Raw genomic sequence first — 26,231 nt, forward strand, 5'->3', positions numbered from 1 at the left:
TGTCCCTGAATAAATAATCGATGGAGTTTAGCATGTCCGATAGTGATTACCTGACCCGCGCGGAAGCCGCGCTAGCCGCCATCGAACGCGCGGTTGACGACATCGCCGCCGACATCGAACTCGAGCGCAGCGGCAACGTGCTGACCCTCGAATTCGAGAATCGCACGAAGATTATCGTCAACCTGCAACCGCCCATGAGCGAGATCTGGATCGCCGCGAAAGCGGGCGGTTTCCACTTCCGTTTCGTCGACGGCGCATGGCGCGATACCCGCAACGGCACGGAGTTTTTCTCCGCGCTGTCGGAGTACGCGACACAACAGGCTGGCGAGCCGGTTCACTTCGAAGCGTAAGCGCGGCGTCGACCAGACTGCGTAAAGCGTAAGGCGTAAACGAAAACCGCCGCGTATCGAACGCGGCGGTTTTTGCATTTCTGGTGGCCTGAAAAACCGCCAAGCCAGGAAGAAACGGCCTCAGTGCCCGCGGAACAGATTCATGATGTCCTGCTTTTCCTGCTCCCCGACCTGCTCGGGCGCAGCCGCCGCACCGCTCGCTTCGGCGTCGAGCGCCGCCTGACTGACCCCTACCGTCGAAACGAAACCGTTGCCCGGGGTGAAGTCGTCGAAATACAACTCCGAGCCGATTTCGGTGACGCCTTCCGGCATGGGCATCTTGTACTCAGGCACGCCCTTGAGCGCGCGGCTCATGTACTCGATCCACACCGGCAACGCCAGGCCGCCGCCGGTTTCACGGTCGCCGAGACTGCGCGGATTGTCGTAGCCGATCCACGCGATCGCCGTGAGCGTGTGCTGATAACCGGCGAACCACGCGTCGCGCGAATCGTTGGTCGTGCCTGTCTTGCCGCCGAGGTCGGTGCGTTTCAACACGTTGGTCTTCGCGCCCGTGCCGCGTTGCGCGACGCTCAGCAGCAGGCTGTTCATCACGTAAGCGTTGCGCGATTCGATTGCGTGCGGCGCGCTTTGCGCGGCCACCAGCGGCTGCGCGTGCGCGACCACGATGCCGCGCTGATCGGTGACTTCGGCGATCAGATACGGATTGACGCGATAACCGCCGTTGGCGAACACCGAGAACGCGCCCGCCATCTGGAGCGGCGTGACGAGACCTGCGCCGAGGGCCATTGGCAGATAGGCGGGGTGACGGTCCGCGTCGAAGCCGAAACGCGTGATGTACTGCTGCGCGTACTTCGTGCCGATCTGGTTCAGGATCCGGATCGACACCAGGTTCTTCGACTTCTGCAGCGCGGTGCGCATGGTCATCGGGCCGTCGAAACCGCCGCCGTAGTTCTTCGGCTCCCATGCCTGGCCACCGGTCTCCGCGGCGCTGAAAAAGAGCGGCGCGTCGTTAATGATGGTGGCCGGTCCCAGTCCCTTTTCGAGCGACGCCGAATAGATGAACGGCTTGAAGCTCGAACCCGGTTGGCGCCATGCCTGGGTCACGTGGTTGAACTTGTTCTTGTTGAAGTCGAAGCCGCCGACCAGCGCGCGAATCGCGCCATCTTGCGGGATCACGGAAACGAACGCGCCTTCCACCTGCGGCAATTGCGTGACCGACCAGTTGCCGTCGTCGTTCTTCATCAGACGGATGATTGCGCCGGGGCGCACCCGCTGATTCGGCTGCGCGCGCGGACCGAGCGCGGCTTGCGCGAAGCGCAGGCCGTCGCCCTGAATGGTCGCGACGTTGCCGTCGATAAACGTGGCCTGCACCTGTTTCGGATTCGCCGAGGTCACGACCGCGGCAATGATCTCGCCGTTGTCCGGATGTTCGAGCAACGCGTCGTCGATCGCCTGTTCGCGGTCGTCCGCGTCGGACGGCAGATCGATGAACGCCTCCGGGCCGCGATAACCGTGACGCCGCTCGTAGTCCATCAGCCCTTTGCGCAGCGCGCGGTAGGCGACGTCCTGATCGGCCGAATCGATCGTGGTGACCACGTTCAGGCCGCGCGTGTACGCCTCTTCGCGGTACTGCGCGTACATCATCTGGCGCACCATTTCCGCGACGTACTCGGCGTGCACGCTGAACTCCTTGCCCGCGCCCTTGACCACGAGCGGCTGTTTGCTCGCTTCGTCGTACTGCTCCTGGGTGATGTAGTGCAGCTCATACATACGCTGCAGGATGTACTGCTGACGCACCTTCGCGCGCTTCGGATTGACCACCGGGTTATATGCCGACGGCGCCTTCGGCAGACCCGCGAGCATGGCCGACTCGGCCAATGTCAGGTCCTTCAGGTCCTTGCCGAAGTAGACCCGAGCCGCGCTCGCGAAACCGTAGGCGCGCTGCCCGAGATAGATCTGATTCATATACACCTCGAGAATCTGATCTTTCGTCAGCTTCGACTCGATCTTGTACGCGAGCAGCATCTCGTAAATCTTGCGCGTGTAGGTCTTTTCGCTCGACAGGAAGAAGTTGCGCGCCACCTGCATGGTGATCGTGCTCGCGCCCTGCGTGGCGTGGCCGTTGGTCAGCGCGACGATGCCGGCGCGCGCGATACCGGTGAGGTCGACGCCGCCGTGATCGTAGAAGCGCGCGTCTTCAATGGCGAGCACCGCCTTTTTCAGGCTATCCGGCACGTCCTGGATATGGACGATGTCACGCCGTTCTTCGCCGAATTCGCCGATCAGCACATGGTCTGCCGTGTAGATGCGCAGCGGCACCTTGGGCCGGTAGTCGGTCAATGCGTCAAGCGACGGCAGATTCGGCGTGGCGACGACCAGCGCATAGCCGAGCACCAGCAGCACGCACAGAATGCCTGCGACGATCAGACCGACAAAGCCGATGATGAGCTTCAGCCACAACGGGCGTTTGCGCTTCTGCGGCGCGGGCGGCGGGGACGTAGGAGACGTGGATTGCATAGTGGCACCAAAAAACAGTCCCGCGATTATAGCCGCCTCGCTTTTCAGCTTTCGGCCGGCTTACGGAGGTTGCCCGATAAGCCTGCGCGCCACGCGGGATTGACTTCACTGTAGCCGCTTTGATGCCGCGCGGGGGCGCGTGTCACGCAACGTTAGCCATTCGGCTGAGTGTCGCTCAACGCTGCGCTTGCGCACAATTCTTCCTCGTTACTCGCGTTCGAATGGTTCGCAGCGCGAGTCTGAGGGAGGGCATATGTCGTTAATAAATTCCTGGTTCGAGGTCTTGCAGACCGGCTCGCCGCGTTTCGCCGCGGGGATCGACGTGGGTTCTCAAAGCGTGCGTCTGGTCGTGATCAGTCAGCGAGCGTTGCCGGTTTCTGAGCTGCAGATCGAATACGTGTCGACCGTGCCGCTCGCACCCGGCGCGATGGCGGGCACCGAGATCGCCGACCGGCACGCGGTGGCGCGTGCCTTGCGCGAAGTGTTCGCCGGTCTGCCGCGCGCCTGTGCAGCGCAGGCGTTGCGTTGCGCCATGGCGGTGCCCGCCTCGGCCACGGTCATGACCTCGGTGCCGCTGGCGCGGCTTGCCGCACAAAGCGGCTGCGCGGAAGACGGCGGGCATGAACTGGTCGAGCTGGAGCCGGCGGTGATGAATGAGGTCGAGCGGATTGCGGGGCTCGAACGGCATGCGCTGGCGGTCGACTGGTACGTCGACGAAAGGCCCGGCGCGAGCCGCGCGGTGACGATCGCCGCCACCGCGCGCCAACATCTCGAGGCGCGTATGGAATGCGCGGCGGCGGCCGGCATTTCGCTGACCGCCGTCGACGGCGAGCCGCAAGCGGCTCTGCGCGCCATGCGCTATGCGGCAAGTCATGAACTCGATCCGCACCAGCCGTACATCGCACTGTGGATCGGTACGGACGGCGTCTACGGATGGCGTTTCGCCGAAGACTGTCTGGTCCACGAGATGCGTTATCCGGCACCCGAACACACGGATCTCGCCGATGCGTTGCGTGACCTGGGTCGTGGGACCGAGCTCCGCTGCGCGTTCCTGAGCGGCGAAGTGGATCTGCTCGACGGGGTCGGCTTTTCGATGGTGGATATCGCCGATGTGTTGAGCTGTCCGGTACTGCCCTTCGACCTGGCGCTGCTCGGCGACCTCCAGCGGGCGCAGACCGATGCGTTGTTGCACGAGCCGGAAGGCGCGGTGGCGTTCGGGCTGGCGTTGCGCGGGGTGTTCGAATGATGGGCGCCCGGTTGCTGGGAGCGGGCGCGCATCCGTCGGTGTATTCGTCATCGTCATCGCCTTCGCGCGGTGTGCGTTTCGTGCGGTCGTGGCTCGGAGGCTTCAATCTGCTGCCTTACCGGCAGCGCAATGCCCGGCTTGCGCGTCGGCGGTGTCTACTCGAATGGACCACCGCTGCGGTTGTCGGCAGCGCGGCCGTGCTGCCGTTGATCGGCTGGCAAGTGTTCGAGCGTATGCAGCTCGATGCGCAGCGAGCGTCGATCGATCAATCGTTCACGCGTCTGAGCGCGCCGCTTGCGGAGCACGCGACCTTGCTGCGCACGCGGGACGAACAACGCAAAAATGTCGCGCATGCAAGGCGTTTGTCCGACCCGCTCACTCATTTACGCGATCTGATCGATGCGCTGAGCTCGGAGCCGGGCGAGGGCGTGGTGCTACAGCAAATGCGTCAGCGTGAACACGAAACGCAAATGCTGGCGACGTCGCGTGGACATGCGGCGTCGGCGGCGTGGCTCAAACGCTTGAGCGGGATTCGCGGCGTGAAAGGCGCGGAGGTGAGCGATCTGCGTAGCCCGGCGACGCGTGCCGCAGGGCGCGCTGGTGCAGGTGCTGGCGCTGGCCTTGGCGCCGGCGTGTCTGGCCCAGTCGAGTTCGGCGCGCATTTGCGATGGGACGACGCGGCGTTGAAGGTAGCCGGCAAGGCGGGCCTGGCGCCTTCACTTTCCATCAAGTCCGAACTATCGAGAGGTGTGAAATGAGCACGACATTCGTTGAGCTTGGCGGCGCGGCCAGCACGCGGCCGTTCCTCTCGCATTGGATCAAGCGTGCGCGCGTGCCGTTCGCGGCGTGGAGCAGACGCCGTCGCTGGGTGATTGCCTTGCTGATTGCCGCGATCGTGTTCGCGCTCGGCACGCATGGATGGATCGTGGCGGATTTGTCCGGCGTCGCTGCGAGCCGGTCCGCCTTGGCGGCGAGCGCCCAACGGTTGGCGGACGCGCGGCATGCACTCGCACAGTTGCCCGTGCTGCGGCAAGAGATTGCGGCGATGGGCGCCGCGCGTTCATCCGCGTCATGGAGTTCGGCGGACGACGTGCGCGTCGTTTCCGAACTCGCTGTGCAGAGCGACGTCACGCTGCTGAGCCTGGAACCCGGCGCCGTCAGCGGCGTCGGTGTCGAAAGCATGCGCCCGCTGCAGTTCACCGCGCGCACGGATTTCGTCCACCTGATGGCGTTTCTGCGCGGGCTGTCGGATCTGCCGGTGCTGACCGTTCCCGTCGACGTGACCGTTAAACGCGACGCCGCGTCGCTCGTGATGAACGCGACGCTGAATATGTTCGGCGCGCTGCGGCCGGCGCCTTTGAATACGTTGGCGGACGCGTTCGTCGACGCCAGCCTCGATTCGGACGACGACGAGGACCTCGTGTTCTTCGATCCGTTCTCGTCGCCGCAAATGTTCGCCGCAGGTGGTTTGTCCGAGGGTTCGCCGTTGCGTCTGGTCGGATTGCTGCGCGATCGCACGCGTGGCCTGGCGTTGCTCGATACGGAGGATGGCGCGACGACGGTCGTGGCCGGTCAACTGATCGGCGCCGAGCGCGTCACGAAGCTCGACGCGCGTGGGATTACGCTCGCCAGAGGCGATGAGACGCGCACGTTGTCGCTGATGGAGGCTTCATGATGAGTGTGGAAAAATTGGCGCGGATCGCGCGGTCGTGTTGGGGTGTGGCGGCATCGGCGGGAGCGCGCGTTTTGCGTGGCGCTGACTTGTCTCGTGTATTTCGTGGTTCTCGTGGTTCTCGCGCATCTCGCGGATTTGGCTTGTCTCGCGTACGTGGCGTATCTCGCGGCGCTCGGGTCGCCGGCTCATCTTCTGGAGATTGTGCAATGGGCGTGTCTTGCTCACCTCGCGCGTGTGGGTCGCGACGCGGGCGGAGCGCGTATCTTGGGCTGGTCGTCGGTTCGGCGTTGAGCGTCGGTATCGCGCGGGCTTCGACGCCGCCGTTGCCGCCGCTCCCGGACTACCTGTTGCAGGACGATGCGGTCGCGTTGCCGGACGCACGGCACAACGCACCGCCCTTGCCGCGCGAGGTCGCTATCGAAGTGCCGAATCCGTTTCGCGACGACTCAGCGGAGACGACGGATGCGTCGAAAGCGGCTGCGTCCGCTGCCGGTAGCGCCGTCGGCGGTGCGGCCGGTGCGGCTGGTACGGCCGACGCTGCCGTCGGCGCCGATATCACCGCCGACGCCTCCCCACTGCCCGCACAAGCTTCAACTCCAACCCGAGACACCGCGCCCACCACCGCGCTCGAAGGCCCACCCACACCGCTACCGCCGCTCCCACGCCTCGGCAACGCGCCAAAAACCGCTGCCGACGCGCATCTCGCCACCGACGACAAAGCGATCTCGTTGAACTTCCAGCGCGCCGAACTGGGCGCCGTGCTCAACGCGTTCGCCCAGTTCACCGGCCTGAACATCGTCGCGAGCGAACGAGTGCGTGGTGCCGTCTCCTTGCGGCTCGACAAGGTGCCATGGCGCACGGCGTTCGACACCTTGCTGGACGTCAACGGCCTCGCCATGGAGCGTCACGGCAATGTGATCTGGGTCGCACCGCAGGCCGATCTGGCCGCGCGCGAGCGGCAGCGCTTCGAAGCGCATGCCCGCAGCGCCGATCTCGAACCGCTCGCCAGCCACACGTTCCAGCTGCACTACGCGCGCGCCGAGGACGTCCGGCGCCTGCTGACCGGCTCCGGCAATCAGCGCGTGCTGTCCAAACGCGGCGCCGCCACTGCCGATCCGCGCACCAACCTGCTGTTCGTGACCGACCTCGAGGCCCGCCTCGCGCAGATCGCCACGCTGCTCGGCTCCGTCGACCGGCCGACCCGGCAGGTGTTGATCGAGGCGCGGATCGTCGAGGGCGAACACGGGTTCTCGCGCAATCTTGGCGTGCGGCTTTCAATGGCAGCCACGAGCGAAGACGGCTCGGCGCGCGGCCTGACCGGCGGCAAGGAAGGCGCTGTTTATGATCTGTCGGCGCGGCCCATCGCCGGTTTCGACGCCGCGACCGCCGGCCTGACGCTGTTCGCGGCCGCCGCGACGCGGCTCCTGAACATCGAACTGAGCGCGCTGGAGGCCGAAGGCCGCGGGGAGATCGTCTCCAGTCCGCGGGTCGTGACGGCTGACCGGATGAAGGCGGTGGTCGAGCAGGGCACCGAACTGCCGTACCAGGCGAAGGTCGGGCAGGGCGTGTCGGGCGTGCAGTTCCGTCGCGCCACGCTCAAACTCGAGGTCGAGCCGCAAATCATGCCCGACGGTCGGGTCGTGCTGGACCTCGACGTCGCCAAAGACAGCGTGGGCGAACAGACCGACGCCGGTCCCGCGATCAACACCAAACACGTGCAAACGCGGGTCGAAGTCGAGGATGGTGGTACGGTGTCGATCGGCGGAATTTACGCCACCGACGACCGGGACGATGTGACTCGGGTGCCGCTCCTGGGCAAAATACCGTTTTTGGGGGCGCTTTTCCGCCATCGGGCACATCGCGACCAGCGCAGCGAACTGGCGGTTTTCATCACGCCGCGCGTCGTTCAGATAAATTAGGGGCATGCCGCCGCCGCTCTCCAGCGGCGGTGCGCAGGCTCGACAAGGCAGCCGCTTTGCCAGTAAGCTGCGGCACGAACTACACCGGATTAGCCAGAGGACACCGTTGCAAGCGCGGGACGCACACGCCAATGTATTTTTTGTAGGGCTCATGGGGGCAGGAAAAACCACCGTGGGCCGGGCCATTGCGCGCCGTCTCGATCGCCCGTTCTTCGATTCCGACCACGAAATCGAAGCGCGTACGGGCGCGCGCATTCCGGTGATCTTCGAACTGGAGGGCGAAGCGGGCTTTCGCGAACGCGAGGCGAGCGTGATTTCCGAGCTTACCGGGCGCGAAAACATCGTGCTGGCCACCGGCGGCGGCGCGGTGCTACGGCCGGAAAACCGTGAATCGCTGCAAAATCGCGGTGTGGTGATTTACCTGCGGGCCAATCCGCATGACCTTTGGCTGCGCACCCGGCGCGACAAAAATCGCCCGCTTCTGCAAACCGAAGACCCCAAAGCGCGTCTCGAAGCGCTCTACGAAGTGCGCGATCCGTTATATCGGGAATGCGCGCACTTCGTCATCGAAACCGGCCGGCCTTCGGTCAACGGCCTCGTCAACATGGTTCTGATGCAGCTCGAGATGGTCGGCGTCGCTAAACACCCTGCGTCATAATGGACCGTATGATTACCGTCAATGTCGAACTGGGCGAGCGCGCCTACCCCATCCATATCGGTGCCGATCTGATCGGCCAGACTGCATTGTTCGCACCGCATATTGCCGGTAGTTCGGTCACGATCGTCACGAATACCACCGTCGAGCCGCTCTATGGCGACAAGCTGCGCGCCGCGCTCGCGCCGCTCGGCAAGCAGGTCTCCACGGTCGTTTTGCCGGACGGCGAAGCGTATAAGAATCTCGAGACCCTGAACCTGATTTTCGACGCGCTGCTCGGCTCGCGCGCGGATCGCAAGACCACGCTGATCGCTTTGGGCGGCGGCGTGATCGGCGACATGACGGGTTTTGCCGCGGCCTGCTACATGCGCGGCGTACCGTTCATTCAGGTGCCGACTACGTTGTTGTCGCAGGTGGATTCGTCGGTGGGCGGCAAGACGGGTATCAATCATCCCCTCGGCAAGAACATGATCGGCGCGTTCTACCAGCCGCAAGCCGTGATCGCCGACATCGGCGCATTGCGCACGCTGCCGGCGCGCGAACTGGCGGCGGGCGTCGCCGAAGTGATCAAGACCGGCGCGATTGCCGACGCCGGTTTCTTCAACTGGATCGAGGCGAACGTCGCGGCGCTGAACGCCTGCGAGCCCGCGGCGCTAATCGAGGCGGTCAAGCGCTCGTGCGAGATCAAGGCGTCGGTGGTGGCGCAGGACGAGCGTGAAGGCGGACTGCGCGCGATCCTCAACTTCGGTCACACCTTCGGCCACGCGATCGAAGCCGGACTCGGCTACGGCGAATGGCTGCACGGCGAGGCGGTCGGCTGCGGGATGGTGATGGCGGCGGATCTGTCCGTGCGCATGGGCTATCTCGACGAAACCGCGCGCAAACGGCTGGTCGACGTGATCGTCGCCGCGCATTTGCCGACCCGGGCGCCCGCGCTCGGCGAGTCGCGCTACGTCGAACTCATGCAGGTCGACAAGAAGGCCGAAGCCGGGATGATCAAATTCATTCTGCTGAAGCGTTTCGGTGAGACGCTCATCACCCAGGCGCCCGACGACGCGGTGCAGGCCACGCTGGCTGCCGCGATTTAACGGCGGCAGAGCTAGCCGGGCACGGCATCACGCACCGCGTCACGAGGCGCCGTTTTTGTTTCGGAGAACCCGGTGACAGACAGGCGCAGCGACGATGTAAAGCACGACCCGGCGGATCCGGCCGGCACGGCGACGCTCGGCGTGCTGACCCAGGAAGCGCTCGAAGCGCACCTCGCGCCGTACGCGGCGCATTCGGCGCAATCGCGCGGTCGCCGTTATGCGGAAGCCGCGCCCAGCGCCCGCACCGAATTCCAGCGCGACCGCGACCGCATCGTCCACTCCACGGCTTTCCGCCGGCTCGAATACAAAACGCAGGTCTTCGTCAATCACGAGGGCGACCTGTTTCGCACGCGTCTTACGCATAGCCTCGAAGTGGCGCAGATCGCGCGTTCGGTTGCGCGCAATCTGCGGGTCAACGAAGACCTCGTCGAGGCGATTTCACTGGCTCACGATCTGGGCCACACGCCGTTCGGCCATGCCGGTCAGGACGCGTTGAACGAATGCATGCGCGAGCACGGCGGTTTCGAACACAATCTGCAAAGTCTCGCGGTGGTCGACGATCTGGAGGAGCACTACGGCGCGTTCGACGGCCTGAACCTGTGCTTCGAAACGCGTGAGGGGATTCTCAAGCACTGTTCGCGGGACAACGCCCGGAAGCTCGGCGCACTCGGCGAGCGCTTTCTCGAAGGCCGCCAGCCGTCCATCGAAGCGCAGATCGCCAACGTTGCCGACGAGATCGCGTACAACAACCACGACGTCGACGACGGCTTGCGCTCCGGCCTGCTCACGGTCGAGCAACTCGCCGAAGTGGAGTTATGGCAGACGCACTACGAATCGGCACGCCGCGATTTCCCGCGGATCGAAGGGCGCAGGCTGATTCACGAGACGGTGCGGCGCATCATCAATACGCTGATCGTCGATCTGATCGATACCACCAAGCTGAATCTGGTCCGCCACGCGCCGACCTCGCTCGACGCAGTGCGTGCCGCGCCCGTACTGGTCGCGCACAGCGAAGCGATCGCCGCGCAGGCGGCGGTGCTCAAGCGTTTTCTGTTCAAGAACCTGTATCGCCATTACCGCGTGATGCGGATGGCCAACAAGGCGCGGCGCGTCGTGATCGGCCTGTTCAACGCGTTCACGGAAGACCCGCGTCTGTTGCCGCCCGGTTACCTGTCCGCGGACGGAACGCGGCAAGCTCGTCTGATCGCCCACTACATCGCGGGGATGACAGATCGGTACGCGTTGAAGGAATATCAGCGGCTTTTCGTGATCGAAGATAACTGATCGCCTCGCGGACGCGGCGCCGGGATGGACCGGGCGCCGCGCGCTGCCTGCCTGCCGCACAAATTACGGCAAGCGACCGCAGGCTACTGCGCGTTACCGCAAGCGCGAGGCAAACAACGCCCCGGCAATGAGCGCAACGCCGCCGACGATCGCAATCGTCTGCCACGGGTTTTCATGCACGTAATCGTCGGCATCGGCGATCGCGACTTCAGCGCGCTCACGCACGGCTTCGCGCGTGTCGTTCAAACGAGCGCGCGCGGCTTCCAGTTGTTTGCGCAGTTTGCCGCGCAGCGCCACCGCGTCGGCCTGGGTGCCGTCGGCCAAAGTGGATTCAAGTTCGGACATCAGTGTGCGCAGTTCGCCCGCGATATCTTCGGCCGCGTGGCGGCCGTGGCGTGCAATACGTTTTGCACGGCGGCTCGTGCTGGTCCAGGATTCGCCGAGGGCGTCTCGCGTATTCGGAAGTGCTGTCATGGTCGCTCCGTCGATGAGGTGAAAGGTCCCACGCCTCGTCACACAGACGCACATCACGTCCACGACGCGGGAAACACCCTGCGGACGCAACTTTGGTGCCAAACCCGTCAGCGCGGCCCGATTCGCGCGCAGCCTTGTGGTTTGCGTCGCCGAACGGTGGCGATGTCAGCTTCTATTCGTCAGCAGATATTGCAAGAGCCGGTGCGATTGCGGGTCAAATTTACAATCACTCGCACCGGCCCGAAAATCGGGCGCACGCGGCCAGCGTGCGGCCCAGGAGCACACACGAAACGAAAAACGCCGTCATGGGATCGATGACGGCGTTGTCCAAGCCACGAAAATTCGACTACCCTAACTAAACGCGTCCCTATTTTCGCGAAGCGTTAGAAACGGTAACCGATGTTGACGTAGGAAACGATCGGGTTCAGCTTGATCTTGGTTTGCGACGTGGCCGTCAGCGTGCCGACCGGCGTGTTGGCGGCGGTGGTCAGCTTGGCGGTCGTGCTGAGCGGCAGATACGAGATCGAGACGCCCGCGAACCAGTGCTGGTTGAACGCGTAAGTGAAACCGGCATTAAACACCGGCTCCCACGAACTATCCGTACTCACGCTGGTCGGACCATGCAGAACATTGGCTTCAAACGCACCGTTGGTGATCTTCTGGTCGGTGAACCAGATGCGACTCACGCCAACCCCGAGATATGGGCGGAACGTGGCGGTCGGTGCGTTGAAGTAGTACTTGAACAGCAGAGTCGGGCTCCACTGTTTAGCCTGGCCCAGCTTGCCGAATTGTTCGAGGCTGCCCGTGCCGTTCAGGTCGAAAGAAGGCGGGACGCCGATCACGAATTCGGTTGCGATGTGATCAGTGACGAAGTAGCCGGCGGTGAAGCCGAGAGTATCGGCGGAACCCAGCGATGCACCGGTGTTGGGTTCGGTAATGTTGGCGGGGCTGCCGCCAAGACTTGTGATTCTCAACGGGTCGCTGCTCGATTGAGGCGCAAGATGGAACCAGCCTGTTGTGACGAAAAAGCTGCCGGCCGATTGCGCGTGCGCTGCCGTTGACATACAGGCTAGCGCCGCGAGCCCCGTTACGGCCTGTTTTAATTTCATATGTGCTCCTCCAGAAAAGGCCCGCTCATTATGACTACAACGTTTGAAACAAACCATACGCGGCGGTTAGAGTTTTCTCCCTAAGCGCCGCGCGGTTTCTGGCTTAGCCGCGCCGCGCCGAACGTAGAGCGCATGCGGCTTTTCGGACCTTCGGGTATGTACCAACGCGACTATCGGATACTCCAGCATGGCACGGCTTGCACGTCTCTATGTCCCTGACCAGCCGCAGCACGTCATCCTCCGCGGACTCGATCAGCAGCCCGCGTTCGTCGACGACCAGGACTACGAGCTTTTCATCGACTGTTTGAAAGCGGCTTCGCGCGACCATCACTTATCGATTCACGCTTATGCGTTGATGCCGGGCGCGGTGCAACTGCTCGTCACACCCACCGAGGAATCCAGCCTGCCGAAGGCGATGCAGGCCGTGGGGCGCCGCTACGTGGCGCACTTCAACCGACGTTACGCCCGTCGCGGCACGTTGTGGGAAGGACGCTACCGTGCCACGGTGATCGAAGGCGAGCGTTATTTTCTGCTGGCGAGCCGGGTCGTCGAAATGTGCCCGGTGCGGGCGCAACTGGTCAGCGCGCCGGAAGACTACCGCTGGTCGAGCTACCGTCATCATATCGGCCTGACGCTCGACAGCCTGATTACCGACCACCCCTTGTACTGGTCGCTCGGCAATACGCCGTTCGAACGGCAGCGCGCGTATCGCGATCTGTGCGAGCAGCCGCTCGACGAACGCGAAGCCAGCCAACTCCAGCAGGCCACGCTGAAAGGCTGGGTGTTGGGCAGCGATTCCTATCGGGAATGGGCCGCGCGAGCTGCCAATCGGCGCGTGTCGCCGCTGCCGCGCGGCCGGCCGCGCAAGGTGCGCGAGACGCCCCAGCAGCAATAAAAGCGTTTCGCGGCAAAGGGTTGTATCTGAACGGCATCTTCGTATGCCGTTTTCTTTTGCACTATTTTGATATGGCACCAATAAAAATGCATCGCAATGCACCAACTTGATAATTGGGGATCGACCATCACGTTTTATTTGCTATTCCTTTGATTCGTCGCGTATATTCCGAATTCCGGCGCTTTTTGATACGCGTAGCATTTCAGCGTGTCCCGCTCAAAGCGCCGTCGCGGTTGCGGTTGCGAGCCGCGGCAATAGAAAAATGGTTTAACGGCCTGTCCGGCCCCCTACAGACGGTGTCCCCATGAACGACCACCAGCAACCGACTCATCCGGTTCCCGCCGCACAAGGTCTGTACGACCCGCAAAACGAACACGACGCCTGCGGCGTCGGCTTCGTCGCTCATATCAAGGGCAAGAAAAGCCACGAGATCATCGAGCAAGGCCTGAAGATTCTCGAAAACCTCGATCACCGGGGCGCTGTCGGCGCCGATCCGCTGATGGGCGACGGCGCGGGCATCCTGATCCAGATTCCGGACGGTTTCTATCGTGAGGAAATGGCCAAACAGGGCGTGGTGTTGCCGCCGAGCGGCGAGTACGGCGTCGGCATGGTGTTTCTGCCGAAAGAACACGCGTCGCGTCTGGCCTGCGAGCAGGAGCTGGAACGTACGGTGAAGGCCGAAGGCCAGGTCGTGCTGGGCTGGCGCGACGTGCCGGTCGACCACACCATGCCGATTTCGCCGACCGTCAAGGCGAGCGAACCGCTGATCCGCCAGATCTTCATCGGTCGTGGCAAGGACATCATGGTGACCGACGCGCTGGAGCGGAAGCTGTACGTGATCCGCAAGACCGCGAGCCACCGCATCCAGGCGCTCAAGCTGAAGCACGGCAAGGAATACTTCGTGCCGTCGTGTTCGGCGCGCACGATCGTCTACAAGGGCCTGCTGCTGGCCGGCCAGGTCGGCGTGTATTACCGCGACCTGCAGGACGAGCGCACCGTCTCGGCGCTGGCGCTGGTGCACCAGCGCTTCTCGACCAACACGTTCCCGGCGTGGGAACTGGCTCACCCATACCGGATGATCGCCCACAACGGCGAAATCAACACGGTGAAGGGCAACGTCAACTGGCTGAACGCACGCACCGGCGCGATCGCGTCGCACGTGCTCGGCGACGACCTGCCGAAGCTGTGGCCGCTGATCTACCCGGGCCAATCCGACACCGCATCGTTCGACAACTGTCTCGAACTGCTGGTGATGGCCGGCTACCCGCTCGTCCACGCGATGATGATGATGATCCCGGAAGCCTGGGAACAGCACACGCTAATGGACGACAACCGCCGCGCGTTCTACGAATACCACGCCGCGATGATGGAGCCGTGGGACGGCCCCGCCGCGATCGCGTTCACCGACGGCCGTCAGATCGGCGCGACGCTCGACCGTAACGGTCTGCGTCCGGCGCGCTACATCGTCACGGACGACGACCTCGTCATCATGGCGTCGGAAGCCGGCACGCTGCTGATCCCCGAGTCGAAGATCGTCAAGAAGTGGCGTCTGCAGCCGGGCAAGATGTTCCTGATCGACATGGAACACGGCCGCATCATCGACGACAAGGAACTGAAGGACAACCTCGCGAACGCCAAGCCGTACAAGAGCTGGATCGACGCGGTGCGGATCAAGCTCGACGAAATCGAGCCGAAGGCCGAAGACGTCGCGACGGAACGCCGCGAAGCCGCTGCCTTGCTGGATCGCCAGCAGGCGTTCGGCTACACGCAGGAAGACCTCAAGTTCCTGATGGCGCCGATGGCGCAAGCCGGCGAAGAAGCCGTCGGCTCGATGGGCAACGACTCGCCGCTGGCAGTCATGTCCAACAAGAACAAGACGCTCTATCACTACTTCAAGCAGCTGTTCGCCCAGGTCACGAACCCGCCGATCGACCCGATCCGTGAAAACATGGTGATGTCGCTGGTGTCGTTCGTCGGTCCTAAGCCGAACCTGCTGGACACGAACAACATCAACCCGCCGATGCGTCTCGAAGTGTCGCAGCCGGTGCTCGACTTCAAGGACATCGCGAAGATCCGCGAGATCGATCAGTACACGGGCGGCAAGTTCAGCTCGTACGAACTGAACATCTGCTATCCGGTGGCGTGGGGCAAGGAAGGCATCGAAGCGCGCCTCGCTTCGCTGTGCGCGGAAGCCGTCGACGCCGTCAAGTCCGGCTACAACATGCTGGTCGTGTCGGACCGCAAGACCGACCGCGACAACGTGGCGATTCCGGCGCTGCTGGCCACCGCCGCGATCCACACGCACCTCGTGCAGCACGGTCTGCGCACCAGCGCGGGTCTGGTGGTCGAAACCGGCTCGGCGCGCGAAACGCACCACTTCGCGCTGCTCGCGGGCTACGGCGCGGAAGCCGTTCACCCGTACCTCGCGATGGAAACGCTCGGCCAGTTGGCCGCCGGCCTGAAGGGCGACCTGTCGCCGGAGAAGGCGGTCTACAACTTCACCAAGGCGGTCGGCAAGGGCCTGATGAAGGTCATGTCCAAGATGGGCATTTCGACCTACATGTCGTACACCGGCGCGCAGATTTTCGAAGCGGTCGGCCTGGCTGAAGATCTGGTGCAGAAGTACTTCAAGGGCACCTCGTCGAAGGTGGGCGGTATCGGTCTGTTCGACGTCGCGGAAGAAGCGATTCGTCTGCATCGCGACGCGTTCGGCGACAACCCCGTCCTCGCCAACATGCTCGACGCGGGCGGCGAGTACGCGTACCGCGTGCGCGGCGAAGAACACATGTGGACGCCGGACGCGATCGCCAAACTGCAACACTCGGCGCGCAGCAACTCGTACCAGACGTACAAGGAATACGCGCATCTGATCAACGATCAGACCAAGCGTCACATGACGTTCCGCGGCCTGTTCGAATTCAAGTTCGATCCGACCAAAGCCATCCCGCTCGACGAAGTCGAACCGGCGAAGGACATCGTCAAGCGTTTCGCGACCGGCGCCATGTCGCTAGGCTCGATCAGCACCGAAGCGCACGCCACGCTGGCGGTCGCGATGAACCGCATCGGCGGCAAGTCGAACACCGGCGAAGGCGGCGAAGATTCGGCGCGCTATCGCAACGAACTGCGCGGCATTCCGATCAAGAATGGCGACACGATGAAGTCCGTGATCGGCGAAGAAGTGATCGTCGACATTCCGCTGAAAGAAGGCGATTCGCTGCGCTCGCGGATCAAGCAGGTGGCGTCGGGCCGTTTCGGCGTGACGGCGGAGTACCTGTCGTCGGCCGATCAGATCCAGATCAAGATGGCGCAAGGCGCCAAGCCGGGCGAAGGCGGTCAGTTGCCGGGCCACAAGGTGTCGGAATACATCGGCAAGCTGCGTTACTCGGTGCCGGGCGTCGGCCTGATTTCGCCGCCGCCGCACCATGACATCTACTCGATCGAAGATCTGGCGCAACTGATCCACGATCTGAAGAACGCGAATTCGGCGGCCAGCATCTCGGTGAAGCTGGTGTCGGAGTCGGGCGTCGGTACGGTCGCCGCAGGTGTGGCGAAGGCCAAGGCGGATCACGTCGTGATCGCAGGCACGGACGGCGGCACGGGCGCTTCGCCGCTGTCGTCGCTCAAGCATGCGGGCACGCCGTGGGAACTGGGTCTCGCCGAAACGCAGCAGACCCTGGTGCTGAACCAGTTGCGCGGTCGCATCCGTGTGCAGGCCGACGGTCAGATGAAGACCGGCCGCGACGTCGTGATCGGCGCGCTGCTCGGCGCTGATGAATTCGGTTTCGCGACGGCGCCGCTCGTCGTCGAAGGCTGCATCATGATGCGCAAGTGCCACCTGAACACCTGCCCGGTCGGCGTCGCGACGCAAGATCCGGTGCTGCGTGCGAAGTTCCAGGGCCAGCCGGAACACGTCGTCAACTTCTTCTTCTTCGTTGCGGAAGAAGCGCGCGAAATCATGGCGCAACTGGGCATCCGCAAGTTCGACGACCTGATCGGCCACGCCGAACTGCTCGACATGAAGAAGGGCATCGAGCACTGGAAGGCGAAGGGCCTCGACTTCTCGCGCGTGTTCTATCAGCCGCAAGTGTCGGCAGATGTAGCGCGTAAGCATGTCGACGTGCAGGACCACGGTCTGGACAAGGCGCTCGACCACGTGCTGATCGAAAAGGCGAAAGCCGCGATCGAAAAGGGCGAGCACGTCTCGTTCATCCAGCCGGTGCGCAACGTGAACCGCACGGTCGGCGCGATGCTGTCCGGCACGATCGCGAAGAAGTATGGCCACGACGGCTTGCCCGACGACGCGATTCACATTCAATTGAAGGGCACCGCAGGTCAGAGTTTCGGCGCGTTCCTCGCGAAGGGCGTCACGCTGGATCTGGTCGGCGACGGTAACGACTACGTCGGCAAGGGCTTGTCGGGCGGGCGCATCATCATTCGTCCGACCAACGATTTCCGCGGCAAGTCCGAGGAAAACATCATCTGCGGCAACACGGTGATGTACGGCGCGATCGAAGGCGAAGCCTTCTTCCGCGGCGTGGCCGGCGAGCGCTTCTGCGTGCGTAACTCGGGCGCGACGGCGGTCGTCGAGGGCACCGGCGACCACGGTTGCGAATACATGACGGGCGGCACGGTCGTCGTGCTCGGCGAAACGGGCCGTAACTTCGCGGCCGGCATGTCGGGTGGCATTGCGTATGTGTTCGATCCGGACAACTCGTTCGCAGGCAAGTGCAACAAGTCGATGGTCGCGCTCGAACCGGTCTTGCAACAGGCCGAACAGGAACGCACGGTCGACAAGAGCCTGTGGCACACCGGCGCGACCGACGAAGCGCTGCTGAAGGGATTGATCGAGCGTCACTTCCAGTTCACGGGCTCGCCGCGTGCGAAAGCGCTGCTCGAAAACTGGGACGCGTCGCGCCGTCAATTCGTGAAGGTGTTCCCGACCGAATACAAGCGCGCGCTGGGCGAAATGGCCGCGAAGAAGGCGAACAAGGAAGTGCTCGCCGCTTGATCCGCCACACCGCCGCACCGCCGCTTCGCTGGCAGGTTGCCAGCGGGACGTCACCCTTAAGCCGTATCCGCCGCGCGCGGTCACCGTTCAACGGTGCCCCGCGGCGGATGTAGATCACCCCACCTGATACAGATAGAGAAGAGAACCACATGGGCAAGGCAACCGGTTTTCTCGAGTTCGAACGTCGCCACGAGACGTACGAAGCTCCGCTCACGCGTGTGAAGCACTACAAGGAATTCGTCGCCGCACTGAGCGACGACGAAGCAAAGATTCAAGGCGCGCGTTGCATGGACTGCGGCATTCCGTTCTGCAACAACGGCTGCCCGGTGAACAACATCATCCCGGACTTCAACGACCTGGTGTTTCATCAGGACTGGAAGAACGCGATCGAAGTGCTGCACTCGACGAATAACTTCCCCGAGTTCACGGGCCGCATTTGCCCGGCGCCGTGCGAAGCGGCGTGCACGCTCGGCATCAACAACGACCCGGTCGGAATCAAGTCGATCGAACACGCGATCATCGACAAGGCCTGGGCCGAAGGCTGGGTCGCGCCGCTGCCGCCGAAGCACAAGACCGGCAAGAAGGTCGCCGTGGTCGGGTCCGGCCCCGCGGGTCTCGCTGTCGCGCAGCAACTGGCGCGCGCGGGGCACGATGTGACGGTGTTCGAAAAGAACGACCGGATCGGCGGTTTGCTGCGTTATGGCATTCCCGATTTCAAGCTGGAGAAGTGGCTGATCGATCGTCGCATGCGTCAGATGGAAGCCGAAGGCGTGACGTTCCGCGCCAACGTGTTCATCGGCCGCGCGGATTCGCTGCCGGATCACATCGGCAACACGGCGAAGGAAACCGTCACGCCGGCCGAGCTGAAAGAACAGTTCGACGCCGTGGTGATTGCCGGCGGTTCGGAAACGCCGCGCGATCTGCCGGTGCCGGGCCGCGAGCTGGAAGGCATTCACTACGCGATGGAATTCCTGCCGCAACAGAACAAGGTCAATGCCGGCGACAAGGTCGCGAACCAGTTGCTCGCGAAGGCCAAGCATGTGGTCGTGATCGGCGGTGGCGATACGGGCTCGGATTGTGTGGGCACGTCGAATCGCCATGGCGCGAAGAGCGTCACGCAATTCGAGTTGCTGCCGCAGCCGCCGGAAGAAGAGAACAAGCCGCTCGTGTGGCCGTACTGGCCGATCAAGCTGCGCACGTCGTCGTCGCATGACGAAGGCTGCGAGCGCGATTGGGCGGTTGCGACCAAGCGCCTCGAAGGCAAAAACGGCAAGGTCGAGAAGCTGATCGCGGCGCGCGTCGAATGGAAGGACGGCAAGATGCAGGAAGTGCCGAACTCGGAATTCGAAATGAAGGCGGATCTGGTGCTGCTCGCCATGGGCTTCACGCAGCCGCTGTCGCCGGTGCTCGAAGCGTTCGGCGTCGACAAGGACGCGCGCGGCAACGTGCGCGCCGCGACCGAAGGCGACAAGGCGTATTACACGTCGGTGGACAAGGTGTTCACGGCGGGCGATATGCGGCGCGGCCAGTCGCTGGTGGTGTGGGCGATCCGCGAAGGCCGTCAATGCGCGCGTTCGGTGGACGCGTTCCTGATGGGGCATTCGGAACTGCCGCGTTAAACGTCTCCGGCCGGTTTGCGCTGCCGCGTCGTACGGCGGTGAAAACCGGCTACTGCTTGCAGGACGAGGTGGAGACGACAAGGCTGGATTTTCAAGCCGTGAAAAAACAAAGCCGGGCACCTGAGAGGGTGACCCGGCTTTTTACTTCGTTGCCGACCGCGCGTGGTTATCCGCGATACCGCGCCAACGTTAGCCCCTCCAGATCGATCTCCGGCTCACGCTGCGTCATCAGATCCGCGACCACACGGCCCGACCCCATCGACATTGCCCAACCCGTCGAGCCGTGTCCGAGGTTCAGCCACAGATTGTCCACGCCGCACGCGCCGAGTAGCGGCGCGCCGTCGGGTGTCATCGGCCGGCGGCCTACCCAGAAGTGCGCGGAGGTTGGATTCGCGGCGTGCGGGAACCAGTCCTTGAGGACTTTCATCAGCGTCTGCAACGCCTGCTCGCGCAACGTGGTCCGCCCGTTGCCGAGTTCCGCCGTGCCGGCGACGCGCAGGTTATTGCCGAAGCGCGTGATCGCCGTTTTCAGCGACTCGTCCATCAGCGCGGCGCGCGGAGCCTTTTCTTCGTCGGTGATGGGCAAGGTCGCCGAATAGCCTTTCACCGGATAAAGCGGCACCTTTACGCCGAGCGGCGCGAGCAACGCCGCGCTGTCGACACCCAACGCCACGACCACCGCATCGGCCGGCATGGTCTCAACGCCGCGATTGCTTTCCACACGCACGCCGCGCACCGCACCGCCTTGCACATCGAGCGACTTGATCGTCGTGTCGAAACGAAACTGCACGCCATTACGCTCGCACACCGCGCGCAGTTCTCGAGTGAAACGGGCGCAGTCGCCGGCTTCGTCGTCGGGCAGGTAGAGACCCGACAGCGGCGCCTCGCGCGCCCAGCGCAGCCCCGGTTCGATCTCGACGCATTGCTCCGCGCTGACTTGCCGATGCGCAATGCCCGCGTCGCGCAACACGGTCAGCGCCGGTTGCGCGAGCTCCACGTCGTACTCGCTGCGAAACAACTGCAGATAGCCCTGGCTACGCCCGTAATCGAACGGATGGCTCCGGCGGAATTCGTGCAGACAGTCGCGGCTGTAATAAGCGATCCGCTGCATCCGCTGTTTGTTGACGCGAAAGCGTTCGAGATCGCACTCCCGCAACCAGCGCGCGATCCAGCGCCACTGCGCCGGGTCGAGGGTCGGACGGAAGATCAGCGGCGAAGCCGGCTTGAACAGGTACTTGAGGATCTTGGTCGGCATGCCGGGCGCGGCCCACGGCGTCACGTAACCCGGCGCGATCACGCCGGCGTTGCCGAAACTGGTGGAAAGCGCAACGTCGGGTTCGCGCTCGATCAGCGTGACGTCGCAGCCCTGCTGGCGCAGGTAAAAAGCGGTGGCGACGCCAATCACGCCGCCGCCCAGAACTATCGTTTTCATGAATGTGTGCAGCGTGGTCAGGCGGCGGGGCTGGCCGCGCCGAGTACTTTGCCCTTGGTTTCCGGCAGACAGAGCGCCGCGACGATCACCAGCAGATAGCCGGAACCGGCCACGATGCCCATTGCCTTCACCAGCGTCATGGTTTGCGACAGTGTACCGACGAGTATCGGAAAGAACGAGCCGAGTCCGCGCCCCAGGTTGTAGCAGAAGCCTTGCCCCGATCCGCGTATCGCATTCGGATAAAGCTCCGACAGATACGCCCCCACGCCCGCGAAAATCCCCTGCACCACAATGCCGAGCGGAAACCCCAGCGCGAGCATCATGCCGTCGGTGATCGGCAGCATGGTGTAGGCCATGCCGAGCACGAACGAGCCGATCGCGAACAGCACGAACGATGCGCGCCGGCCGATCTTGTCGCAAAGAATCGCGCCGACGATATATCCGGTGAACGAACCGACGATCAGAACGATCAGATAACCACTGGTGTTGAACACCGAAAGATGGCGCACGGTTTTCAGATAGGTCGGCAGCCACGTGGTGATCGCGTAATAACCGCCGAGCATGCCGGTGCACAACACGCTGCCGAGCAAGGTGGTTTTGAGATGCGACGCCGAGAAGATCTGCAGGAAGTGCGAGGTATCGAAGCCGTGGTCGCGGGCGCGGCGCGTTTCCAGATAGATCTCCGGATCGCTCACGTTGCGGCGAATGTAGAGGATCCACGCCGCGGGCAGCAGGCCGATCCAGAAGCACGCGCGCCACGCAACCTGCTCGGGAAGCAGCGCGAAGAATGCCCAGTAGATGATCGCCGCGGCCGCCCAGCCGAACGACCAACTGCTTTGCACGGTGCCGACGGCTTTGGCGCGATGCTGTGGCGAGCGGATGGTCTCGGCCATCATGATCGTCACGACCGACCATTCACCGCCGAAGCCGATGCCTTGCAGCGTGCGCGTGGTGAGCAGTTGCCAGAACGAATGCGTGAAGCCGGACAGGAAGGTGAATAGCGCGAAGGTGGCAATCGTCCACTGGAGCACGCGGATGCGGCCGTAGCGGTCGGCGAGAATGCCGGCCAGCCAGCCGCCTATCGCCGACGAGATCAACGAACTGGTGGCGATCATGCCGGCTTCGCTTTTGGTCATGCCCCATGTCGCGATCAAGGTCGGAATGAGGAACGAGTAGATCATGAAGTCGAAGGCATCGACTGCGTAGCCGCCGAACCCGGCGTAAAGCGTGCGGCGCTCGCGCTGGGTCAATTCGGTGAACCATTGGAGAGAAGGCATGTTTTGTTATGGTCTCCAGGTCTTTTGGCCTGCCGGCGGCTGGAAAAAGGGGTGTTCGTATTCTACGGGGATGAGGCGTCCCGGGGCCAGTTGTGGTCAAAAATGGCGTTTCGGCGTAACAATCGATAAGAGACGCAACATTCGGGAAATCGCTGTAGGTAGCGACTCGCGGCGCATCCACGGCGCTCGACCCGCCGCAAGCACGCCGGCGCCAACCTCTCGTTTCCTTACCAACTACTACTCTGTAACGCAAAAGTTATTGTCGGCCGGTAAACTGCGCCGGCAGTGCCCATGCTGCGAACCACCCTCTCACGTCCGCGCCAGCCACGCCTAATGCCCGCCACCGCAAAAATCTGCTCGCCACTGCGCCGCTTCGCGAGCACGAGCTTGTCGCGAGCGAATGGGGCTGGCCCGAGAACGGTGTCCGATGTGGATTGTGCGTCGCGCCGGACCTTCCTCAAGGGCTCGGCCAGCGTGCTGCTGATGTCCGGCTTGAGCGCCTCGCTGCTGTCCGCCTGCGGCGGCGGCAATCTCGACGCCGATCAGCCGCCCACGCCGCGCCTCACCTCGGTCGCCAATTTCCGCGACCTCGCGGGCGCTGCCGCCGGCTATCCGACCGTCGACGGCAAACAGATGCGCCGTGGCGCGTTCTATCGCGCGAACGTGCTGACGCTCAGCAGCGCCGACGCTGCCACGATCGACAAGCTCGGCATCGCCACGGTCTACGACCTGCGCACGCCGGGCGAGATCGCGCGCACCGCCGACATCCTGCCGGGCGGCGCGATCGTGCAGACGTTCAATGTGCTCGGCACCAACGACTTCGTCGCTCCCGCTTTCGATTCCGCCGGCGCCGCGACCGCGTTCATGGAAGCGCAGGCGCGTGCGTATGTCACCGGCCCGGCGCAGCGCGCCAGTTTCGGCGCACTGCTGACGCATCTGGCCGATGGGGCCGGCGCGCAGTTATTTCATTCGAGTGCGGGCAAGGATCGCACCGGCTGGGTCGCGGCACTGCTGCTGAGCATCGCCAATGTGCCGCTCGACGTCATCACGCAAGACTATCTGCTGAGCAACGTGTATCTGGCGCCGTCGATCCAGACGCAGATCGAGACGCTGCGTGCGCAGGACGGCGACGCGGTCGCCACGGTCGAAACGCCGTTTCTGAATGTTCAGGAGAGTTATCTGCAGGCGGGCTTCGATCAGGTGCAAGCGAACTACGGCACGATGACGAACTATCTGACGCAAGGCTTGGGGCTCGCTCAGTCGACGATCGATAGGCTGCACAGCCGGCTCATAACCTGAACGTGGAGCGGTGAGCAGCGCGGCGTGACACGCGCCATGCGACACGCAAAAAAAGTCCGCCCCGATAAGCGGGCGGACGGAGAAAGGGCGGCATCGAGGTTGCCGGGGCTGACTATAAGGCCGCTACCCATGCAGCAGACCCTCCAGTAAGGCCGCGTAAGCGCACACGCCGGCTTCCCCTCTCCGTCACGTTAAAGCCGCCGTCACCGGCAGCTCGATTCGCACTTCCAACCCGCCTTGCGCGTGATTGCGCACGTGGCAGCGTCCGCCGCGATCATGCGCGAGCCGCGCCACGATCGCGAGACCGAGGCCGCAATGACCTTCGCCGCCCCGCGCGGCGTCGAGCCGCACGAAGGGTTTCATCGCGGCGGCAATGCGGTCGTCCGGAATGCCGGGCCCGTGGTCACGCACGCTGATGACCCAGTGTCCGTCGCTGCGCGCGGTCGCGATATCCACCGGCGGCGAGCCGTGTTCGAGCGCGTTATCCACCAGGTTCGTGACCAGCCGGTCGAGCAGCGTGCGCGGTAATTTGAAGGCCGGGCCCGCGCGCAGGTCGAGCGTGAATAATGGCGTTTCGGTGCTGTCGCCGGCGAAAAACTGTTCCTGTAAAAAATCTTCGACTTCGACTGGCGGCCCGGCGTCGGCGGACTGGCCGGCGAATTCAAGGAACTGCTGAACGATGTTGGTGAGCGAGTCCACGTCGCGGATCAGGCCGGCGCGCTCGCTTTCCGCGACCAGCACGCTGGCGCGCAATTTGAGGCGCGTGAGCGGCGCTTTCAGGTCATGCGCCACGCCGGCCAGCATCACGGCCTGGTCGTCGCCGGCTTCGTTCAGACGCCGCATCATGTCGTTGAACGAACCGATCAGATCGCGCAGTTCGCGCGGGCCTTGCACGGTGACGGGCTCAGGCCGGCCGCCCGAGCCGAATTCGCGAGCGGCGCCGGCCACCCGCGACAACGGCCGCTGCATCTGCCACACCGCGAGCAGCGACAGGATCAGCGCGCCCGCCAGCATCGAGACGGCTTCGATCAGAAAGCGCGGGCGCGGCGGCACGTCGACCGGCACCACCACCCAGTTCGATTTGCCGGGGAAGAGTACCCACAGTTGCGGCGGCCGTAAATCGTCGACGGCGATGCGGGTGCCGGGCGGCAGGTTGTCGTGCAGTTGCCGGCTCAATTCGGTCAGCGGATGCCGGGTCGGCTCGCTCAGATGCACGCTCGCCGGCATGTTCCAGGTCGGCACCAGATGCACGCGCATGGCGGGCGCGAGCGCGGCCCCCTTCATCGGCTCGCCGTTGACGGCTTGCAGCACCAGCAGAATGCCGCGCGCGAAACCGTCGATTTCATGACGCGGCGGCTGCATGACGATCAGCACGAACCAGCCGGCCTGAATCGCGAGCAACACCGCCGTCGAGAGCAACGCCATCCTGCCGAACAGCGTGTTCAGCGGGTTTCTCATGCGGTGGAGGCGGCCTCGTCGGCGAAGGGCGCGCCGTCGGCGTCGGGTACGAAAACGTAGCCTTTGCCGCGCACCGTTTGCACGTAGCAGGGGTTGGACGGATCTTCCTCGATCACGCGGCGCAGACGCCAGATCGGCACGTCGAGACTGCGGTCGCGGAAGGCCAGGTTGTCGCGATGCACGAGATCGTGAATCAGTACGCGCGACAGCACCTTGTACGGGTTGTTGACGAAGATCTTCAGCAGCGCGAACTCACTGTCGCGCAGCGCCAGCTTGGTGTCGTCGCGCGACAGCGAACGGGTTGCGAAGTCGAGTTCGAACGGCCCGAACCGGTATGGCTTGCGGGCTTCCGGCGCGCTGGTGGTGGACGGCCCGCGACGGCGCAGGACGGTATGGATGCGCGCAAGCAGTTCGCGTGGATCGAACGGCTTGGTCAGGTAGTCGTCCGCGCCGAGCGAAAGCCCGACGATGCGGTCGGCCACCGTGCCGCGCGCGGTCACGAAGATCACCGGAATGTCGTCGCCGGCGGCGCGCAACGCGGTGAGCGCGCGCAGGCCGTCGGTGTTCGGCATCATGATATCGAGCACCACGACGGAAGGCCGCTCGCGTTCGAGCCGCCGCTGAAGATGCGTGCCGTCATGCAGCACCGACGCGTCGAAGCCGTTCGATTGCAGAAACTTGCATAGCAGATCGCGTACGACCGGATCGTCGTCGACGATAAGGACCTGTGGATTCATGGCGAAATTCTAGACTGGCCCGCACAACGCGCGGCCGACTGTTTTCTTACCAATGCTTACGCTTGCCCGCACAACCTCTGCCGGCTGAAGCGTAAGGCCCGCTGCCGAAGGCTCATAGCGTATTTCACGCACGCCATATTTGGCAATGCGCGGCACGCCGTCCACACCCATTCAATTCGATAAGCATCG

Annotated in this window: 19 protein-coding genes; 12 read left to right on the forward strand and 7 right to left on the reverse strand. The window is 63.8% G+C overall.

Translation table 11 applies throughout. The features are described from left to right. Positions 1–32: 32 nt before the first annotated feature. The gene (cyaY, locus tag BX591_RS19460) at positions 33–350 is read left to right on the forward strand and encodes an iron donor protein CyaY (RefSeq protein WP_111932957.1); all 318 of its coding nucleotides are present in this window, start codon (positions 33–35) and stop codon (positions 348–350) included. 120 nt (positions 351–470) lie between these two features. Here the strand turns inward: cyaY and BX591_RS19465 are convergent, their stop codons facing one another. Then, entirely contained in the window at positions 471–2,867 is a 2,397-nt protein-coding gene (locus BX591_RS19465; protein WP_111932958.1) for a penicillin-binding protein 1A, read from the reverse strand. A gap of 253 nt (positions 2,868–3,120) precedes the next feature. Here BX591_RS19465 and pilM point away from each other — a divergent pair, with 253 nt between their 5' ends. From pilM to BX591_RS19500, 7 genes are all read left to right on the forward strand, one after another. Beyond that, entirely contained in the window at positions 3,121–4,113 is a 993-nt protein-coding gene (gene pilM, locus BX591_RS19470; RefSeq protein WP_111932959.1) for a type IV pilus biogenesis protein PilM, read from the forward strand. Then, positions 4,110–4,871, forward strand: coding sequence for a fimbrial assembly protein (locus BX591_RS19475; protein WP_244147060.1), 762 nt, complete (start codon positions 4,110–4,112; stop codon positions 4,869–4,871). Before pilM ends, BX591_RS19475 begins: the two co-directional genes overlap by 4 nt. Beyond that, positions 4,868–5,788, forward strand: a complete 921-nt coding sequence (locus tag BX591_RS19480) for a hypothetical protein (protein ID WP_111932961.1) — start codon at positions 4,868–4,870, stop codon at positions 5,786–5,788. Before BX591_RS19475 ends, BX591_RS19480 begins: the two co-directional genes overlap by 4 nt. A gap of 206 nt (positions 5,789–5,994) precedes the next feature. Continuing rightward, positions 5,995–7,707, forward strand: a complete 1,713-nt coding sequence (locus BX591_RS19485; RefSeq protein WP_111932962.1) for a type IV pilus secretin PilQ — start codon at positions 5,995–5,997, stop codon at positions 7,705–7,707. Positions 7,708–7,813: 106 nt separating this feature from the next. Further along, the gene (locus tag BX591_RS19490; protein WP_035554795.1) at positions 7,814–8,365 is read left to right on the forward strand and encodes a shikimate kinase; all 552 of its coding nucleotides are present in this window, start codon (positions 7,814–7,816) and stop codon (positions 8,363–8,365) included. An 8-nt stretch (positions 8,366–8,373) separates the two neighbouring features. Continuing rightward, positions 8,374–9,450 (forward strand): 3-dehydroquinate synthase, encoded by a 1,077-nt coding sequence (aroB, locus tag BX591_RS19495; protein ID WP_420849399.1) that lies wholly within the window; start codon positions 8,374–8,376, stop codon positions 9,448–9,450. 72 nt (positions 9,451–9,522) lie between these two features. Continuing rightward, positions 9,523–10,734 carry a deoxyguanosinetriphosphate triphosphohydrolase gene (locus BX591_RS19500; protein WP_111932964.1) on the forward strand — a complete coding sequence of 404 codons (1,212 nt, stop codon included), beginning with the start codon at positions 9,523–9,525 and terminating at the stop codon, positions 10,732–10,734. 93 nt (positions 10,735–10,827) lie between these two features. Here BX591_RS19500 and BX591_RS19505 read toward each other — a convergent pair whose 3' ends face one another. Both BX591_RS19505 and BX591_RS19510 read right to left on the reverse strand, forming a co-directional pair. Further along, positions 10,828–11,208, reverse strand: a complete 381-nt coding sequence (locus tag BX591_RS19505; RefSeq protein ID WP_035554801.1) for an ElaB/YgaM/YqjD family protein — start codon at positions 11,206–11,208, stop codon at positions 10,828–10,830. Between the two features lie 383 nt (positions 11,209–11,591). Next, positions 11,592–12,317 carry an OmpW/AlkL family protein gene (locus BX591_RS19510; protein ID WP_111932965.1) on the reverse strand — a complete coding sequence of 242 codons (726 nt, stop codon included), beginning with the start codon at positions 12,315–12,317 and terminating at the stop codon, positions 11,592–11,594. A gap of 187 nt (positions 12,318–12,504) precedes the next feature. Here BX591_RS19510 and BX591_RS19515 point away from each other — a divergent pair, with 187 nt between their 5' ends. The 3 genes from BX591_RS19515 (at position 12,505) to BX591_RS19525 (ending at position 19,839) form a co-directional block, all read left to right on the forward strand. After that, the gene (locus BX591_RS19515) at positions 12,505–13,212 is read left to right on the forward strand and encodes a transposase (protein ID WP_111932966.1); all 708 of its coding nucleotides are present in this window, start codon (positions 12,505–12,507) and stop codon (positions 13,210–13,212) included. Between the two features lie 304 nt (positions 13,213–13,516). Then, positions 13,517–18,220, forward strand: coding sequence for a glutamate synthase-related protein (locus BX591_RS19520; protein ID WP_111932967.1), 4,704 nt, complete (start codon positions 13,517–13,519; stop codon positions 18,218–18,220). Positions 18,221–18,369: 149 nt separating this feature from the next. After that, a complete protein-coding gene (locus BX591_RS19525; protein WP_105511110.1) occupies positions 18,370–19,839 on the forward strand; it encodes a glutamate synthase subunit beta in 1,470 nt (489 codons plus the stop codon). A 166-nt stretch (positions 19,840–20,005) separates the two neighbouring features. Here the strand turns inward: BX591_RS19525 and BX591_RS19530 are convergent, their stop codons facing one another. Together BX591_RS19530 and BX591_RS19535 are read right to left on the reverse strand one after the other, a co-directional pair. Beyond that, positions 20,006–21,271, reverse strand: coding sequence for a D-amino acid dehydrogenase (locus BX591_RS19530; RefSeq protein WP_111932968.1), 1,266 nt, complete (start codon positions 21,269–21,271; stop codon positions 20,006–20,008). A 17-nt stretch (positions 21,272–21,288) separates the two neighbouring features. Continuing rightward, positions 21,289–22,548 (reverse strand): MFS transporter, encoded by a 1,260-nt coding sequence (locus BX591_RS19535; protein ID WP_111932969.1) that lies wholly within the window; start codon positions 22,546–22,548, stop codon positions 21,289–21,291. 333 nt (positions 22,549–22,881) lie between these two features. On the opposite strand from BX591_RS19535, the gene BX591_RS19540 reads away from it, so the two are divergent. Beyond that, positions 22,882–23,847 carry a tyrosine-protein phosphatase gene (locus BX591_RS19540; RefSeq protein WP_111932970.1) on the forward strand — a complete coding sequence of 322 codons (966 nt, stop codon included), beginning with the start codon at positions 22,882–22,884 and terminating at the stop codon, positions 23,845–23,847. Between the two features lie 186 nt (positions 23,848–24,033). On the opposite strand, the gene BX591_RS19545 is transcribed toward BX591_RS19540, so the two are convergent. Then, positions 24,034–25,305, reverse strand: a complete 1,272-nt coding sequence (locus BX591_RS19545) for an ATP-binding protein (RefSeq protein WP_111932971.1) — start codon at positions 25,303–25,305, stop codon at positions 24,034–24,036. Next, positions 25,302–26,042 (reverse strand): response regulator, encoded by a 741-nt coding sequence (locus BX591_RS19550; protein WP_111932972.1) that lies wholly within the window; start codon positions 26,040–26,042, stop codon positions 25,302–25,304. The genes BX591_RS19545 and BX591_RS19550 overlap by 4 nt, the downstream gene beginning before the upstream one ends. Positions 26,043–26,231 lie beyond the last annotated feature (189 nt).

Origin of the sequence: Paraburkholderia bryophila, from assembly GCF_003269035.1 — a bacterium.
Taxonomy (GTDB): domain Bacteria; phylum Pseudomonadota; class Gammaproteobacteria; order Burkholderiales; family Burkholderiaceae; genus Paraburkholderia; species Paraburkholderia bryophila.

Excerpts from the sequence above, each read along its gene's own strand:
- BX591_RS19515 (WP_111932966.1), top strand. The coding sequence starts at position 12,505 with ATGGCACGGCTTGCACGTCTCTATGTCCCTGACCAGCCGCAGCACGTC.
- BX591_RS19465 (WP_111932958.1), bottom strand. The coding sequence starts at position 2,867 with ATGCAATCCACGTCTCCTACGTCCCCGCCGCCCGCGCCGCAGAAGCGC.
- BX591_RS19520 (WP_111932967.1), top strand. The coding sequence starts at position 13,517 with ATGAACGACCACCAGCAACCGACTCATCCGGTTCCCGCCGCACAAGGT.
- BX591_RS19475 (WP_244147060.1), top strand. The coding sequence starts at position 4,110 with ATGATGGGCGCCCGGTTGCTGGGAGCGGGCGCGCATCCGTCGGTGTAT.
- BX591_RS19525 (WP_105511110.1), top strand. The coding sequence starts at position 18,370 with ATGGGCAAGGCAACCGGTTTTCTCGAGTTCGAACGTCGCCACGAGACG.
- cyaY (WP_111932957.1), top strand. The coding sequence starts at position 33 with ATGTCCGATAGTGATTACCTGACCCGCGCGGAAGCCGCGCTAGCCGCC.
- BX591_RS19505 (WP_035554801.1), bottom strand. The coding sequence starts at position 11,208 with ATGACAGCACTTCCGAATACGCGAGACGCCCTCGGCGAATCCTGGACC.
- BX591_RS19535 (WP_111932969.1), bottom strand. The coding sequence starts at position 22,548 with ATGCCTTCTCTCCAATGGTTCACCGAATTGACCCAGCGCGAGCGCCGC.
- BX591_RS19510 (WP_111932965.1), bottom strand. The coding sequence starts at position 12,317 with ATGAAATTAAAACAGGCCGTAACGGGGCTCGCGGCGCTAGCCTGTATG.
- BX591_RS19480 (WP_111932961.1), top strand. The coding sequence starts at position 4,868 with ATGAGCACGACATTCGTTGAGCTTGGCGGCGCGGCCAGCACGCGGCCG.
- BX591_RS19550 (WP_111932972.1), bottom strand. The coding sequence starts at position 26,042 with ATGAATCCACAGGTCCTTATCGTCGACGACGATCCGGTCGTACGCGAT.
- BX591_RS19485 (WP_111932962.1), top strand. The coding sequence starts at position 5,995 with ATGGGCGTGTCTTGCTCACCTCGCGCGTGTGGGTCGCGACGCGGGCGG.
- BX591_RS19540 (WP_111932970.1), top strand. The coding sequence starts at position 22,882 with ATGCCCGCCACCGCAAAAATCTGCTCGCCACTGCGCCGCTTCGCGAGC.
- BX591_RS19545 (WP_111932971.1), bottom strand. The coding sequence starts at position 25,305 with ATGAGAAACCCGCTGAACACGCTGTTCGGCAGGATGGCGTTGCTCTCG.
- BX591_RS19530 (WP_111932968.1), bottom strand. The coding sequence starts at position 21,271 with ATGAAAACGATAGTTCTGGGCGGCGGCGTGATTGGCGTCGCCACCGCT.
- pilM (WP_111932959.1), top strand. The coding sequence starts at position 3,121 with ATGTCGTTAATAAATTCCTGGTTCGAGGTCTTGCAGACCGGCTCGCCG.
- aroB (WP_420849399.1), top strand. The coding sequence starts at position 8,374 with ATGATTACCGTCAATGTCGAACTGGGCGAGCGCGCCTACCCCATCCAT.